We start from the raw sequence: 16209 nt of genomic DNA, 5'->3' as shown, positions 1-16209 counted from the left end.
AGGTTGGGTGAGGGGATCACCGACGAAGACACAATGTACGGCGTCAATCGTCGCGCCTCACCCAATCTCAGGACATTCAATTTTGTGGGAAAGGACGGGAGCTGAAGAACTGCGGGTCGATCGTCGTCTGGCGATTGGCCTCTACTTGGGTTCTGCCGTTTAACCAGGTTGCCGGCCGTTCCACTCCCTTCCAATCGACGGCAATGTCGCCATAGGGTATCCCGGAAGCCACCAGCGCATCCGCGACGGCGATGGCTCTCTGATGCGATAGTTCGACGACGTCGGATGTTTTTTCATCGATGTCGGCATGACCTACGACAACCATCGCATAATGACCGACTGGGCGATCCGCGGTGTCGGCCGTTTTCCAATAGGCTGCGGCAAATTGAATTTCGTTCAGAGCGCGTGTCGTTAAAACAGAACTGCCATCTTCGAAATCTACGGCGAATTCTCTTGCTTCCCAACCGCACGCCGGCGCCGTGCCAATGATGGCAAGAATCAGGGTGGTAAAAATCGCAAGAACCTTCCTCATGCCGCCGCCATCCTTGCCGCCTTGCCGATCCAGTTGTCATTGACCACCCGGCTGGGGTCCTTCAAACGCCGGGCGATCCACAACACATGCTGCGGCGACCATTCAGCGATTTGCCAGGCATGAAAAATCCCCAGCCCGTTCAAGGTCCGTGCCTCGTCGGCATTCATCCCCAATCCCGTCAGGTCGTCAGCCCTGTCCTGCGGCTTCCATAGCCGTTCCGGCTCCTCCGACAATCGCGTCCGCGCCAGGATATCCTGCTGTTCCGCCGGCGCCAGATCGGCCAAAGGCGAGCGCTGGGGACGGCGGACGATATTGATCTCCGGAGGGCAACACCGCACGGCGATCCCGAATGTCGAGGTCGGGAAGTAGATGGTCTCTTCCCATTTCGGTTTAACCGGCGCGACGGCGGCAGCCACCACCGCCGGCGCCAGATCGATACCACGATAGACGGGCAGGGGCCGCGGCACGGGCTCCGCTGGCACCTCTTCAACCGCCGGCTCAGGCACCGCCACCGGCCGCTTCGCCGGTGTCAGCCATCGCCCCAAAATGCTACCGATCGGCAGGCCGACGAGATAGGCCAATACCAGCACAGCTAGGGATTGCAGCAACAGGATCACCATGGCTACTTCCCGAACCGCTTGGCGACGAAGCCGCACAACACACCCAGCAACAGGGCGATGACGATCAACCAGCGCAGCTCATAAATCAGATAGATCATGGCTTCACCCCAAAAGGCGAGTCTGGTGGCACCGTCATGGTGAAGGTCACCCGCCTGTTGGCGGCCTGGCCCTCGGGCGTTGTGTTATCGGCGACCGGATCGCCCTCGCCATGGCCGGCCGAGCGCACCATGCTGGCCGCAAGCCCGCGCGTGATCAAACCCTTGGCCGCCGCATCGGCCCGCGCCGACGACAACACGACATTGGCCTCATCGTCGCCGACATCGTCGGTAAAGCCATCGACATGCAGCACCAGCCGCCCCGGGCAGGCATGGATGGCGGCATAGACATCGTCGAGTATCTTGCCGCTATCCGCCGTCAGCTGGTAACTGCCCGACACGAAGCTCAGCTTGCGGCTGGCCACCGCCTGGGTGACGTCGTCGGTGCAGGCGCGCGCCTGGGCCGCGGCCGCGGCGCGATCGCGCAATTGCGCATTCATCTTTTCGTTTAAGCCATCGATTGACGGCTGGTCGATGGTGATGCGCGTCACCGGTCCCCACAGCTTGCCGCTGCGCCCGTCGGCATAAAGTCCGCCGTGCAGATCGCGCGCCGTATCGACCGCCCAGGCCATGCGCGGTCCCAGGGCGCTCGGGTCATCGACGTGCACGACCTTGATGGCGTCGTCGCCATAGCCGAGGTCGACCGCCTGGCCGTCGAAACGGGCCTCGATGCCCGTCAACCCCTTACCTTGGAGGGCGCTATCCAGCTCGGCCTGCAAGCGTGATTCGAGACGCCCGCCGGCACCCGGCAAGGTCAGAATCGCCAGCAAGCCCAGCGCACAAACGCCGGCGGCATGGATATAGGCCTTCTTCACGGCAGCCCTCCGCTACGAATTAACGAAGGTTAACGAACAGACGGGTGCAACACAACCGGGGGCACAAATTATGCTCGAAGTGTCGCCATTTTGGCGCTCCGGTCCTTACCCGGGGCCGCCTCTTTGTCAGGCATAAATTAAAGAAATTTTCATTCGGAACATCACGGCCTTTGCGATAGTGTCGGGTTTTCATCCTTGGGGAGGGCACGATGGATCGCCGGTATCTGCTGACAGGCCTGGCTAGCTTCGGACTTTTCGCCGTCGCCGACGACGCCCTGGCGAAAAAACTGCTGAGCGACAAGACGGCTCAGGACGGCCTGCGTCAAATGCTGAAACAGGGCACCGAAGCCGCCGTGGCGCGTGTGTCGAAACCCGACGGCTACTGGGGCGACCCCGCCATCAAGATCCCTTTGCCCAAGCCGATGGCCAACCTGCAAAAGCTGCTAAAGCCGCTGGGCCAATCGGCATTGCTCGACGACCTCCACCTGCGCATGAACCGCGCCGCCGAAAGCGCCGCCCCGGTCGCCAAGGGGCTGTTCGTCGACGCCATTACCTCCATGACCATCAAGGACGCGACAGGTATTATCCGTGGCGGCAACACTTCGGGCACCGATTACCTGCAAAGGACCACGACGCCGCGCCTGACCACGGCCTTCACCCCGCCGATGGAAAACGCCATGCAATCGACCGGCGCCGTCGACTATCTCGACCGCGCCATCAAGCGCAACAACCTGCAAGGTCTGGTCAAGACCGACGCCCGGACCTATCTCGGCACCTATGCCGTTGGTTTGGCGCTCAATGGCCTGTTCCATTATGTCGGGACCGAGGAAATCGCCATCCGCCGCGATCCATTGAAACGCACGACCGATATCCTGAAGTCGATTTTCGGATAGTTGGCGATGGCCGAGGGTATTATTGACGGCAGAAACTGCGCACAGCCGCCTAAATAATTGGCCAGTTAATTGGCCAAATAATTGGCCAAATAATTGGACAGAATTGGATGAACTTTTTCCGACTTGGGCTGCAAAACGCCATGTTCGACCCACCTCTGTCCAAAATTACCTCCGCAATTCTGAACATTATCGCCCGCTTTTATAGATACAAAGGCGCCTGAAGGGCCTCAAACCCGTCCCAAAGCCCCTTTTATCCGCCCTCAAACACGTCACAATCGTGCCCGAAATCGCCCCTTGCCTCCCTTCGCCCACACCTAACGTCTCCTCCCTGTCGCAAAATCATCGCCTCAAGCCCGCAAAAAATAAGTTTACCTTCGCGTCAAGATGTAGTTAAGTTCCCCGGCGAGCGCCGATCAACGACGCCGCAAGCAGATGTAAGGGAAACGCCATGCTGGGCTTGATGATGGATGCGCCTTTGCTCATCCCCAATATTCTCGAATATGCCGCCAAATATCACCCGGCCAAGGACATCGTCTCTCGCAACGAGGATTCGAGCCTCCATCATTACACCTATGCCGATGCCGCCAAACGCACGCGGCAACTGGCCAATGCCCTCGTTCGTCTCGGCCTGAAGCGCGGCGACCGCATCGCCACCCTGGCCTGGAACAATTACCGCCATTTCGAGCTCTATTATGGCGTCCCCGGTGCCGGCTTTATCTGTCACACCGTCAATCCCCGCCTGTTCAAGGAACAGATCGAGTTCATTATCAACGACGCCCAGGACCAGTACATCTTCGTCGACCCGTGCTTCGCACCGCTGGTCGAGGCCATGATCATCAACCTGCCGACCGTGCGCGGGGTCATTGTCATGGGCACGCGGGCGCAAATGCCCGGCAATATCCTGCACCGGGCATTATGCTATGACGACCTGCTGGCGGCCGAAAGCGACACCTTCGATTGGCCGCAATTCGACGAACGCACCGCCTCCGGCCTATGCTACACCTCGGGCACGACAGGCAACCCCAAGGGCGTCCTCTACAGCCACCGCTCGACCGTGCTCCACGCCATGGGCATCAACCAACCGGGCCTGTTCGGCTTCACGCCGAACGAGACCGTCATGCCGGTGGTGCCGATGTTCCACGTCAATGCCTGGTGCGTGCCCTATGCCGCCGCCCTGGCCGGCGCCCGTCTCGTCCTGCCGGGACCGCGCCTCGACGGACCGGGCCTGCTCGAAATCATCCGTGCCGAAGGCGTCACCGTCTCGGCCGGCGTGCCGACCATCTGGATGAACCTGCTGAACCATGCCGACAAGGAAGGCCAAAGCGTCGCGCCCATGCGCCGCGTCGTCGTCGGCGGCGCCGCCTGTCCGCAAACCCTGATCGAACGCTTTGCCGCCCATAAGGCCCTGGTCGTCCATGCCTGGGGCATGACCGAAACCTCGCCGCTCGGTTCGGTCAGCGTCCTCGACCCGAAGCACGACGCCCTCAGCCCTCAGGACCAGATGCGGCTGAAGCTGAAACAGGGGCGGGCGCCTTTCGGCATCGAGATGCGCATCACCGGCCCCGACGGCAAGCCCTTGCCATGGGACGGCATCCAGCGCGGCGAACTGGAAGTCCGCGGCCCGTGGATCGTCTCGGGCTATTTCAACAATCCCGACAGCGACCAGTTCACCGCCGACGGCTGGTTCCGCACCGGCGACATCTCCACGATCGACGCCGAAGGCTTCATGAACATCGTCGATCGCTCGAAAGACGTGATCAAGACCGGTGGCGAATGGATTTCGTCGATCGAGCTGGAAAACCTGGCCATGCAACACCCGGCGGTGCGCGAAGCCGCCGTCATCGCCCGCGCCGATCAGAAATGGAGCGAACGACCGCGCTTCATCCTGGCCCTGCACCCCGGCGCCACGTTGAAGGCCGCCGACCTGCGCAAGGTCATCGAGCCCCACGTGGCGCGGTGGTGGATCCCGGAAGACTACATCATCGTCGACGAGATCCCGCATACCGCCACCGGCAAGATCCTCAAGACCGAACTGCGCGCCCTCTACGGCGCCGAGGACCATCCCCTGGCTCAGAAGCTTTAGCCTAACAAGTCCGACCGACAATCGGAGTGCCGGCGATAGCGGCGCCTTATCGTGCCCAAATCCTGGCCAGATCAGGGCCATGTCTGGGGTCGAGGCATCGAAATAAACGCCCCGGAAACGCTATTCGGAGCGCTGCTTATTCACAAAAATATAATAAAATCAATAACATAAAAGATTCGGAGCGCGGCCTAAAGCCCCAATACGACCACATCTACTCCGAATCGCCCGGCGGCAGACTACCGCTTCATCCGCCGCCGCGACGGCAGCTTGTCTTCCATGGACAGGTAAGGCACGACCTCGCCGGCCGGCATCGGCTTGGCGAACAGATAGCCCTGGATCATGGTGCAGCCGAGATCGCGCAAGGTCTGCAATTGCGCGTCGGTCTCGACGCCTTCGATAATGCAGGTCAGCCCCATATCGGCGCATAGCGCCGTCAGCGACTTGACGATCTTCAAACTGGCCGGATTGGTATTGATGTCGGTGATAAAGCTGCGGTCGACCTTCAGCTTGTCCAGCGGCAAACGGTGAACGTGGCTGAGGCTGGAGAATCCGGTGCCGAAATCGTCGAGCGATATCCCGACCCCCAACGCCTTGAACGTCCGTACCGCCGCATGGGCCTGGGTGAAATCATAGGACACCGAGGTCTCAGTGATCTCGAAATCGATGCGTTTCGGCGCCACGCCGCTGCGGTTGATCAAGGCGATCAGTTGCACCACGCTTTCGGCATTGCAGATGTCGTGGGTCGACAGGTTGAACGAAATCCGGATGTCGTCAGGCCAGGTCTTCGCCGCCGCCAGCGCCTTGCCCAGCAGAACCTTGGTCAGGGTGCGGATCAGGCCGGCGCGTTCGGCGACCGGAATAAAGCTGTCCGGGGCGACAAAACCGAGCGTCGGACTATGCCAGCGCGCCAGGGCCTCGAAAGCGACCGCGCGGCCTGTGCGGATATCGACAATCGGCTGGAAGACCAGCGACATTTCGTGCTCGAGATCGGCATTTTGCAGGGCCTGTTCGATGACGCCGTGGCTGCGGATCTGTTCTTCGTGCTCGGCGGAAAACAGCACGGTCTGGCCGCGCAGGTGGCGCTTGGCGTGATAGAGCGCATAGTCGGCGCGTTCGAACAGCGAGGCCGGATCCTGGGCCGATTCCGGATAGACGGCGACGCCGATCGAGCACCCCAGCAAGGCATGCGACGTGCCGATGGCGTAGGGCAGGCGCAAAGTATCGCGGATGGCGATCCCCAGCCGCCGCAGCGTCGTTTCGCCCGGGCTGTCGCCGATAATGATGCCGAACTCGTCGCCGCCCAGTCGTGCCAAGACGACGCCGTTGCCGCACGCCGCCTTCAGGCGCTGGGCCGCCTCGACCAGGACCTTGTCGCCCGTCATGTGCCCATAGGTATCGTTGACCGGCTTGAAGCCGTCGAGGTCGATAATGCCGACGGCGAAGCCGTGGTCCTTCGCCGCCGCTGTCTGATGCGCCTTGTCCAGTTCGGTAAAGAACCAGCGTCGGTTGGCCAGGCCCGTCAGGCTGTCGAGATTGGCGATGCGCAGATTGTCTTCGCTTAAGCGCCGTGTCTCGGCCTGCGACGCCACCAGCTTGGCGAAATCGCGCGAATAGACCAGCAGGATGATGATCATGGCGGCCGATACCAGGGCCAGATTGATCGCCACCGCCTTCAGGCTGGCATGGGGCTCGAAAAACAGGAAATACAGGATGAACGGCGTATTGGCGACGATGGTGACGGTCAAGGCCGCGGGCCGCAGGTGCATCAGGCAGAAGACGCAACCGATGACGGTCAGGGATGTGCAGAAGACGACCTGGCCCTGGGCATAGGGATCGCCGTAAGGGTAGAGCGTGATGCCCCAAAGTGTGAAGGAAAAGGTCAGGACTGCCGCCAGCCGCGTCGTCATCCGCGTATATTTGATGATATAGGCGTCGCTGAATGTCTTGTTGCGCATCCGCCACCACCAGGCGCAGCGCATGATGCAGATGGCCGACAGGCCGCACGGCACGTAGAGCGCCAGCCAGGCCGGCGCGAAATGCGTAAAGGTATAGGCGGCCGCCAGAGAATTGGTCGTCAGGATGAAATAGAGCAGCGGGATTTGCTTGGAAAAAGCGGCGTACTGCGCGCGCATCAATTCCATATTGTCGGTCGGGCTGCGAAAGAGATCGACAAAAGGTTTGACGCTGATGGGTTTCACTTCCGCTACCGTTTCTGGTGCCCTAAAATCCGGGTAAGACTTTTGGCGCTCTTCGACCCGGCCGCCGACCCCCGGTCCTTATGTCCGCTCACGCTAATGCGGTTAGGTGTAGATTCCGTTAGTCGTACCAAATTTTACGCAGCTAACTCGTCCATCTCCTTCTTGACCTTTTCCGATGCCTCAGCGACCTCGGAGAAGGTCACGCTGATCGTGTCCAGGCTTTCATTGATATCGTTGACGGCGGTGACGGCCGACTGCATGTTGTGCGTAATTTCCTGGGTCACGGCGTTCTGTTGCTCCAGCGTGCTGGCGACCGAGGTGACATTTTCCATGACCTTGTTCATCGATCCGGAAATCAGCGACAGCGCCTCGACGACCTCACCGGTGACCGACTGCATGTTGGCGATTTCGCTGGCGATGGTCTTGGTGGAATTGGCCGCCTGATTAGCCAATTGCTTGACCTCCGAAGCGACGACGGCAAAGCCCTTGCCGGCTTCACCGGCGCGCGCCGATTCGATCGTGGCGTTGAGCGCCAGCAGATTGATCTGGCCGGCAATGCTCTGAATCAGAGCGACGACATTGTTCATGGCCGCGGCCGTGCGGTTGAGCGATCCTGCCGAGCTGGTGGCGTTCTCGGTATGGCGAAAGACGCCTTCGACGCTTTGACGGGTAAAGCCCATGCTGTGCGAAATGTCGCGCACGCTCTGGCTCAGCTCTTCCGAGGCCGCAGCGACGGAGTTGATAATCGCGCCGGTTTCGGTCGAGGCCGTGGCGGCGATCGTTGCGCGCTGATGGGCGTCGGAAATGCGGGTGACGACACTGCCGAGGTTCCGGTTAAGCGCCGCACCGCGCATACGGCGTTCGACGGTGTCGGTGATGTCGATGGCGAACTTAACGACCTTGACCACGGCACCGGTGTCGTCGAACACGGGATTATAGGTCGCCTGAATGTACAGTTCGCGGCCGCCCTTGCCGATGCGGCGATACTCGGCGGATTTGAATTCGCCGCGGCGCAGAGCGTTCCAGAATTCGGCATATTCCGGCGAACCCGCCTGGACCTTGTCGCAGAACATGCGGTGGTGCTGACCGACGATTTCATTCAGGCTGTAACCGACGGCGTCGAGGAAGTTCGGGTTGGCGGTCAGCACCACGCCTTCCGGGGTGAATTCGATGACCGCTTGGGCGCGGCTGATGGCGTCGACCTTGCCGTTGAAGTCGATTTCGCGCAGCTTCTGCTCCGTGATGTCGGACGCGAACTTGATCACCTTGACGATCTTGCCCGAGGTATCGCGGATCGGATTATAGGTCGCCTGCAGCCACAGCACGCGCCCGCCCTTGGCGAAACGCTTGAAAACGCCCGAGGCGAAATGACCCTGGGCAAGGTCCTGCCAGAAGCGGCCATAGGCCTCACCCTTGACCTCATCCGGATTGCAGAACAGGCTGTGGTGGCGGCCGGAAATCTCGTCGAGGCTATAGCCGACCGCCTTGAGGAAGTTCGCGTTGGCCGTCAAAATATTGCCGGAGGGCGTGAATTCGATAACAGCCTGGGACGCATTCAGAGCGTCGACAATGCCCTGATGGTCGGCATTGGCAGGTTTAAAAAACATGTACGCGCCCTCATAAACCGATGACGATCTTGCCGCCATATATACTTATGGTTTAAATGATGGACGTTTAAGTTTAACAAGAGATTTACCGGCGACCGTTGCTCCGGGTTGTGCGTGAGATGTCGGTCAGGACGTCTTGACACGGAACGGCGGCAAGGCATTGCAGATATCGACCGCGCCGGCCGGGCGGACGAAAAAGGCGCCGGAACGGTTGGCCTTGGCGTTCAGCCAGGTATCGAAAGTCTTGGTGTCGCTGTCGAGAATCTGGAACGCTGGCCGGGTGGCCGCGTCCATATCGCTGGCCATCTTCGCCGACACGATCTTGATGCGTTGCGTGTCATCCTTGTAAAAACCGAGCTCTTCCGTGCCGCGCGGCCGGTCGGCCAACAGGTCCATGCCGGAAACGATGCGCCCGACGACCGCCAGGTTGCGATCCAGGTGCCGCGGCGCATGGCCGATAATGGTGTAGAGCTGTGTGCCCGATCCGGTGTCGGGAGGCACGTCGCGCGCCACCCCGATCATGCCGTAGCAATGGATCAGCCAATCGGTTGTGCCGTCGCCGGCCACCGGCCAGGATTTGACGTGGCCGACATGGTCGGCATAGGCGTCGCGATAGGGCAGGGCCTTCATGGCGACGCCGGCAGCCGGGAAATCATATTCGGCAGGCGGCACGGCGACGATGCCTTTGGCTTCGGTCTTGTCCTCGTCGGGGCGGCCCCACTGCACGACATAATTGTCCTGAACGCGCAGAATCGAGGCGCCGTCGAAATAACCGCTGCGCACCAGCTGGCGGATATTGGCGACATGGACGGGCGCGAAATCAGGCGCCAGTTGATAATCGACCACGCTGCCGTCGGCCAGGGTCATGACCACAAGGTCCTCGGCCGGCACATCGCGCCAGGCGTCGACCGGCGCTGCGTCGAGCACCTCCTGCGGGCTGGGCGCCGCCGGCGTGCCCTGTTGCGTCACCGGCGCCGCGGCCATCAAACCGAGCGCGGCAATAGCCAGACAGGCCGACATGGCAAGGGCGGTAGGGTTACGCATGGGCTGTCTCCTTCGTTTCGCGTGAGACTAACCTGTAGGAGCGATCCCGCAAGGATAAAATGTTCAAGCCGGCCGGCCGAAAAAGATGGAACACCCTTTTTCCGCGTGCGAGATTCTGGTATGCCTTGCTGCGTGTGTGCGCCATCGCGGTTGCGCTTACCAGGGGGGAAGACATGCTGAAATCGGTTCACGGCGAAATTGCGTCGGATATCAACGGCGCCGACCTGCCCGCCGATACCACCACACCGGCGAAGTTGACACTGGGTGTCGCCGTCGCAGGGGATGTACAATCCGCCGATGACCAGGACTGGTATGAAGTCGACCTGATCGCGGGCCAGATCTATTACTTCATGGTCAGTGGTTCGGGCGTCTCGGCCCTGGCGAATCCTTCTCTGACACTTTATGGACCCAATTTGTTTGGAGAGGTGACAGCCACTCTCGCCAGCGATCACGCCGATGGTTTGGGGGGCAGCGCTTGGGTGAGTTACGAGGTCACTCAGACCGGCAAATACTATGTGTCCGCCTCCGGTACGGGGGGGCAGGGTCACTATACCGTCAAAGCCGTTCAGATGCCTGCCGACCAGATCGACGGCTGGGAAACGACGACCGCGACGGCCACCGAAGGGCAGATGGTCGACGGTGTGGCACAAGGCATCCACGATAGCGACTGGTATGGCATCGACCTGGTCGCCAACACGACATACATGTTCGTTCTGAACTCCAAGCAACAGGGCGATATCGAGGCGCTGACCGATGGCATCCTGTCGCTTAACGTTAGAAAAAGCGACGGAATTTCGTGGAACGTCGCCAGCGCTTCGTTCGCTGGAGATGGCACTGGGTCGGCCACCTTTTATTTCACGGCCGATTTTAGCGGCAAGTACTTCATCGCTGTTGGCTCCACGGTGGTCAACAATCCGAACAACTATCCCTACGTCAATGCCCACGGTGGCGGCTATTCCGTAGGCTTCTCCCAGGCAGCGCCCGATATAGACGCTGCCGGCCCAGTTGACGCGGTGGTTGGACACGATATATCCAGCACGCTTGCCGGTTCCGCCGATACCGATACCTTCGCCTTCCATCTGACCGCGGGTTCGACCTATAGTTTTTATTTCGACGGTCCTTCAAGCAATACCTTGTCCTTTGACGGCGTTGCCAGCGACACTGGCGTAGACGCTCTATATGGTCCCAGGGAATTCGGTGCCGGCCGGGCCGCTCACATCACCTTTACCGCAGCCACCACCGGCACCTATGATCTGGTCGTCAGCGGCGGTACACATATCTTTGATTACACGGTTATTAGCGAACTGGTCCTCCCCGACCTTCCAGCCAGCTCGGCTACAAGCCAGACCTTAACTTCCGGCAAAATGACGCACGGCTTTATTGATTCCAGTGGTGATGTCGACTGGTATGCCGTTCACCTAAAAGCCGGCCAAACCTACGTATTTACGCAGGGCGGGCCCGTTTACAGCAATGAGGCTTTGTCGCTGGTTAATGCCAATGGCAAAGCCCTGAGCTATGTCAAGGTTGGCGGTTACGGCGATCCTGACTCGCTTGTCTATACCTCCACCACAGACCAAACCGTTTATCTTTCGGCCACCGATACCAGCTACGCCACGCAACGCGACTACTTCCTCACCATGACTCAGGTGAATGATCTGGAGGGATCGACGCACGCGACGGCCGTGCCCGTGTCGGTCGCTCAGGCATTTCATGGCGCTATCGATTATGTCGGTGATTCCGATTGGTTCGCTGTCGACCTCGTCGCTGGCTATACTTACGACCTATCAGTGCGTGGCGACAATGGCGTCCTTACGACGTCGCTGGAATTTGAAGCCCCGGCCTATATCGAGGTCCCATTGGTGTCGAACTTCAACAATCCGACCCTTACGTACCGGTTCGAAACCACCGCGACAGGCACCTATTATTTCCACACAACCGCCAATTCCGGTGTCGGCGGTTATACGATAAGTTTTGGTGTGACCGATACGGTGGCGTCCACACCAGCCACGACCGCAGTCCTGACCTTGGGCCAACCGGTCGCCGGCACCATCTATCAACCGGACGGGAGCGTCTATTCCGGATATTCGACCCCTGAAAGCGACTGGTATGCCGTCGCGCTCACGGCCGGGCAGTCCTATGTCTTCGATGTCCAGGGCACCGGCGCGTCACCAATCACCACCCAAGTCGACCTTCGCGATGCCGACGGGAACCCGATCGCTGGCCAACACGGCACGGGCGGTTCGTCGCATCTCGAATTCGCCGCACCCACGTCCGGCCTCTACTATCTGAGTATCAAGGGGGGGGGCAATGTCGGCGGCGGTTATACCGTCAGCGCCGCGGCAACCAACGACATCTTCAGTGGGGTCAACACCGGCACCAGCCTGACTCTCGGTGCCGCCGCGCATAGCACGATCGATGCTGCGGCGGACGCCGACTGGTTCCGGGTCGAACTGACGGCCGGCCAAAGCTATTATTTCACGGCGACGCCCGATGGCGCCAGTCCTCTGGGCGACGCAGCCATCGCGTTGATGGACGGCAATGGCCAACTCATCGCATCCAGCGATCTGGGCGCCACCGCGGGCGCGGCCGGGCTCTCCTGGACCGTGCCGTCCACCGGCAGCTATTTCGTCGCCGTCCATGGCCAGGGCGGTGCGACCGGTGGCTATGCCGTCACGGCTCAGTCCGCACCGCCCCCGAATCCGGTCACCGCCATCGAATCCGGTGCGCCGGTAACCGGCCACACGCTCAAGGTTTATTTTGCCACCAGCGGCCAGACCTATGACGGCCACACGGGGACCGCGTCGTGGAAAGCCTCAGACGTCTCCGCCTTCATGGCGGCGGCCGACGCCTGGTCTGGCGTCGCCGACGTGACCTTCAGCCAGGTCGCCAGCGCCAGCCAGGCTGACCTCGTCATGGTCATCGATTCCCACCTCAGCAATGTGCCCGTGGCGTCCGTTTCCGGTCAGCATGTGGTGTCCGTGCCGCAAAACTGGACTACTGCCGACGGGCTCAATCCCGGATCAGTATGGTATGCCGAATTTCTTCAGGCGGCGGGCTACGCCATGGGCCTGGTCCATCCGGACAGCTGGAGCGCCACCCACGTGCCGTTGGAGCCGGTGCACAACGCGCCGCAATACGGCGATGACGGGCTCAACCAGGGTATCTTCACCGTCATGGCGACGACCGCCCTGTGGACCAATCCGCCGTCCTACGTGCCAGACGGCTACTACGACTTTACCTATGGTTGGCCGATGGGGCCGATGGCTTTGGATATCGCCGCAGCGCAACAGCTTTATGGCGCGGTGACGGCCCATGCCGGGAATACCATCTACAACCTGCCCAGCCTGGCGACGGGTTCGACCGGCTATGTGGCCATCTGGGACAGCAGCGGCACGGACACCATCGTCGCCGGCGCCGGCGATGCACTTATCGATCTGCGGCCGGCGTCCTTGCTGGATGCGGTCGGCGGTGGCGGCTACATCTCCTACAATACCGGTGTCGCCGGCGGATTTTCCATCGCCGCGGGCGTCGTCATCGAGAACGCCACGGGGAGCGCCGGCAACGACATGCTAATCGGCAATGATGCCGACAACATACTTGTCGGCAATGCCGGCTTCGACTGGCTGGCCGGTGGTCTCGGCAATGACCGACTGGATGGTGGCGACAGTGTCGACATGGTGGATTTCAGCCAAGCCGGCCATAGCATCACCCTCGATCTCAACCTCACCACGGCACAGAATACCGGCGAGGGCATGGATTCCCTGATCGGCATCGAAAACGCCACGGGCTCCCGTTTCGACGATACCATAACCATGAGCGCGGCGACGACGGACGTCGATGGTGGCGCGGGCAACGATACGCTGATCCTGGCCGGGAACTACGCCGATTATACCTTGACGGAAAGCCGGGTCGATCTGTGGATCGTGCGGACAGGCAGTCGCGAATTTTACATGCGCAACTTCGAGACGCTGAAATTCAACGATCAGACTGTCAATATTGCGCATACTATCAGCCCGTCAGTCGTGTCCGGCGACTGGACCGCCACGCTATTCAAAAACGGCACCACCGTGCTCACGACGGACGACCTGAATGCCGTGTCGGGCGGCACAGCCACCTTCCAAGCCTATAATATCAACGATTGCGAGATCCTGGTCGATGGCGTATCTGCGTCCACCTTCACCGAGGCTCAACTAGAAGCCGGTAAGGTCAGTTTCCACCATATCTACTCGCCCTATTATACGCCCGGGTTCCAGTTCTCGGTCAGCGGTGATATCGGCAGCAATACGACTCACCAGTTCACGGTGCGCGTGCTGACCGGCAAGATCATCAATGACGGAGAAGCCGGACACGCGGTGAGCGGAACGGCGGGGCTCGATTCCATCTTCGGCAATGGCGGCGATGATACGCTCACCGGTGGGGCGGGCGACCTGTTGTACGGTGGTACCGGCGACGACGTGCTGTTGGCGGACGGGCAGGGGTGGTATGACGGCGGCGCCGGCAGTGACACGCTGAGCCTGGCCAATTTTGCCGGCGGAGTATATTTTTACCTCGCATCCGGTATGCTCTTCACCTACTATTCGCCCGACGTCTTCAGCATCGAAAATGTCATCGGCACTGCCTACGACGATACACTGGGCGGTAATGACGGCGATAACAGGCTGGATGGCGGGGCCGGCGTCGACATCCTGATCGGCGGCAAAGGCAATGACAGCTTCTATGTCGACAATGTGCTGGATGTGGTGCGTGAAAATGAAAACGAAGGGCACGATACCGTTTATTCTACGGTGAATTTAGACCTGATCCTCGTCAAGTCCGTCGAAGACGTGGTCCTCACCGGTGCGGCCTCAATCAATGCCATAGGTAACTATCTCGCCAATAACTTGACCGGCAATGTCGGCGACAACTGGCTGGACGGTGGCGCGGGCGGCGATGTCATGGCCGGCGGGGCTGGCAACGATACCTATGTCGTCGACAATGTCTTTGACCGGGTCATCGAATCCACCGGCCAGGGCAACGACACCCTGAGGACGTCGTTCACAACGACCCTGGCCGCCAATCTCGAAAATCTCGTTCTGACCGGGTCGGCGAATCTCAACGGCACGGGCACCGCCGACGACAACGCCCTGACCGGAAACACCGGTAGAAACATACTTGTCGGCCTGGACGGCAATGATGTCATCAATGGCGGCGCTGGCGCCGACAGGATGACCGGCGGGACCGGTAATGACACCTACTATGTCGACAATGCCGGCGATGTCGTGACCGAGCTAAACGGCGGCGGCAGCGACACCGTTATCAGCACACGCACCTATACCCTGAGCGCGTTTGTCGAGAAGCTGACCCTGACCGGCACCGGCAATACCGCTGGCACCGGCAATGCCTTGAACAACACTATTATCGGCAATGACGGCAATAACAAGCTGATCGGCGGTGAGGGCAACGACAATCTGGGTGGCGGCCTGGGTAATGATACGCTCGACGGCGGCAAGGGCGGCGATACCATGAAGGGTGGCCAGGGCGACGACCGCTACTATGTCGACAACAAGCTCGATGTCGTCACCGAATACGGCAATTCCGGCAATGATACGATCGCGATCAACGGTACCTACACCCTGGGATTAAACATCGAGAACCTGATCCTCACCGGCTCCGGCGTTCGTTTCGGCACCGGCAATGCGCTCGACAATCACCTGACTGGCAATGTCGGCAACAATACGCTGGGCGGCGCCGACGGCAATGACGTCATCGATGGCGGCAAGGGGGCCGACACCATGCGCGGCGGCAACGGCAACGATATCTTCTATGTCGACAATATCGGCGACACCGTCACGGAATATTCCGGCCAGGGCGTCGACAATGTCTTCAGCTCGGTCAGCTTCGTCCTCGGCAACAATGTTGAGAACCTGACCCTGACCGGAGCCGCCAATCTCAACGGAACCGGCAACGGCCTGGCCAATGTCATGGTCGGCACCAAGGGGAATAACAGCCTGACCGGCGGCGCCGGCAACGATACCCTGACCGGCGGAACGGGTGCCGACACCTTCGCTTTCGGCGTCCACAGTGGCCTCGACATCATTACCGATTTTTCGGCGGGCGAGGGGGATAAGATCGACGTCACCGCCTATGCCCACGGCACGCCGCACACGGCCTTCATCACCCAGGTGGGACTCGATTCGGTGATCGACCTGGGCGGAGGGAACGTCATCACCGTGCAGAACACGACATCTACAGATGCCGCCTTCCTCAGCCATATCGTTTGGTAATGCGCGATTGGGTGACGTGACCGCCAAAGAAAAGGCCAGGAGCTTGCCCCTGGCCTTGA

General features: G+C 60.5%; 9 protein-coding genes. 3 read left to right on the top strand and 6 right to left on the bottom strand.

Annotation, left to right across the window (positions count from 1 at the left end):
• Nucleotides 1–76: 76 nt before the first annotated feature.
• From AC1DX3_RS15090 to AC1DX3_RS15080, 3 genes are all read right to left on the bottom strand, one after another.
• A complete protein-coding gene (locus tag AC1DX3_RS15090) occupies nt 77–532 on the bottom strand; it encodes an OmpA family protein (protein WP_476990140.1) in 456 nt (151 codons plus the stop codon).
• Entirely contained in the window at nt 529–1152 is a 624-nt protein-coding gene (locus AC1DX3_RS15085; protein ID WP_476990139.1) for a hypothetical protein, read from the bottom strand. The genes AC1DX3_RS15090 and AC1DX3_RS15085 overlap by 4 nt, the downstream gene beginning before the upstream one ends.
• A 94-nt stretch (nt 1153–1246) precedes the next feature.
• Nucleotides 1247–2062, bottom strand: a complete 816-nt coding sequence (locus AC1DX3_RS15080) for an OmpA family protein (protein ID WP_476990138.1) — start codon at nt 2060–2062, stop codon at nt 1247–1249.
• A gap of 209 nt (nt 2063–2271) precedes the next feature.
• Here AC1DX3_RS15080 and AC1DX3_RS15075 point away from each other — a divergent pair, with 209 nt between their 5' ends.
• Both AC1DX3_RS15075 and AC1DX3_RS15070 read left to right on the top strand, forming a co-directional pair.
• Complete coding sequence (locus AC1DX3_RS15075; protein ID WP_476990137.1) at nt 2272–2955, top strand: DUF4197 domain-containing protein; 684 nt, start codon at nt 2272–2274, stop codon at nt 2953–2955.
• 448 nt (nt 2956–3403) lie between these two features.
• A complete protein-coding gene (locus AC1DX3_RS15070) occupies nt 3404–5038 on the top strand; it encodes a long-chain fatty acid--CoA ligase (RefSeq protein WP_476990136.1) in 1635 nt (544 codons plus the stop codon).
• Between the two features lie 236 nt (nt 5039–5274).
• On the opposite strand, the gene AC1DX3_RS15065 is transcribed toward AC1DX3_RS15070, so the two are convergent.
• From AC1DX3_RS15065 to AC1DX3_RS15055, 3 genes are all read right to left on the bottom strand, one after another.
• Nucleotides 5275–7236 (bottom strand): putative bifunctional diguanylate cyclase/phosphodiesterase, encoded by a 1962-nt coding sequence (locus AC1DX3_RS15065; RefSeq protein ID WP_476990135.1) that lies wholly within the window; start codon nt 7234–7236, stop codon nt 5275–5277.
• 134 nt (nt 7237–7370) lie between these two features.
• Entirely contained in the window at nt 7371–8843 is a 1473-nt protein-coding gene (locus AC1DX3_RS15060) for a methyl-accepting chemotaxis protein (RefSeq protein WP_476990134.1), read from the bottom strand.
• Nucleotides 8844–8969: 126 nt separating this feature from the next.
• A complete protein-coding gene (locus AC1DX3_RS15055) occupies nt 8970–9887 on the bottom strand; it encodes a peptidylprolyl isomerase (protein ID WP_476990133.1) in 918 nt (305 codons plus the stop codon).
• A gap of 173 nt (nt 9888–10060) precedes the next feature.
• Between AC1DX3_RS15055 and AC1DX3_RS15050 the strand changes: the two genes are divergently transcribed.
• Nucleotides 10061–16150 (top strand): hypothetical protein, encoded by a 6090-nt coding sequence (locus AC1DX3_RS15050; protein WP_476990132.1) that lies wholly within the window; start codon nt 10061–10063, stop codon nt 16148–16150.
• Nucleotides 16151–16209 lie beyond the last annotated feature (59 nt).

Source organism: Asticcacaulis sp. P2_B1 (assembly GCF_056404915.1).
This window is presented reverse-complemented; position numbering and strand designations above follow the sequence as displayed.

Excerpts from the sequence above, each read along its gene's own strand:
- AC1DX3_RS15055 (WP_476990133.1), bottom strand. The coding sequence starts at position 9,887 with ATGCGTAACCCTACCGCCCTTGCCATGTCGGCCTGTCTGGCTATTGCC.
- AC1DX3_RS15075 (WP_476990137.1), top strand. The coding sequence starts at position 2,272 with ATGGATCGCCGGTATCTGCTGACAGGCCTGGCTAGCTTCGGACTTTTC.
- AC1DX3_RS15050 (WP_476990132.1), top strand. The coding sequence starts at position 10,061 with ATGCTGAAATCGGTTCACGGCGAAATTGCGTCGGATATCAACGGCGCC.
- AC1DX3_RS15090 (WP_476990140.1), bottom strand. The coding sequence starts at position 532 with ATGAGGAAGGTTCTTGCGATTTTTACCACCCTGATTCTTGCCATCATT.
- AC1DX3_RS15060 (WP_476990134.1), bottom strand. The coding sequence starts at position 8,843 with ATGTTTTTTAAACCTGCCAATGCCGACCATCAGGGCATTGTCGACGCT.
- AC1DX3_RS15085 (WP_476990139.1), bottom strand. The coding sequence starts at position 1,152 with ATGGTGATCCTGTTGCTGCAATCCCTAGCTGTGCTGGTATTGGCCTAT.
- AC1DX3_RS15070 (WP_476990136.1), top strand. The coding sequence starts at position 3,404 with ATGCTGGGCTTGATGATGGATGCGCCTTTGCTCATCCCCAATATTCTC.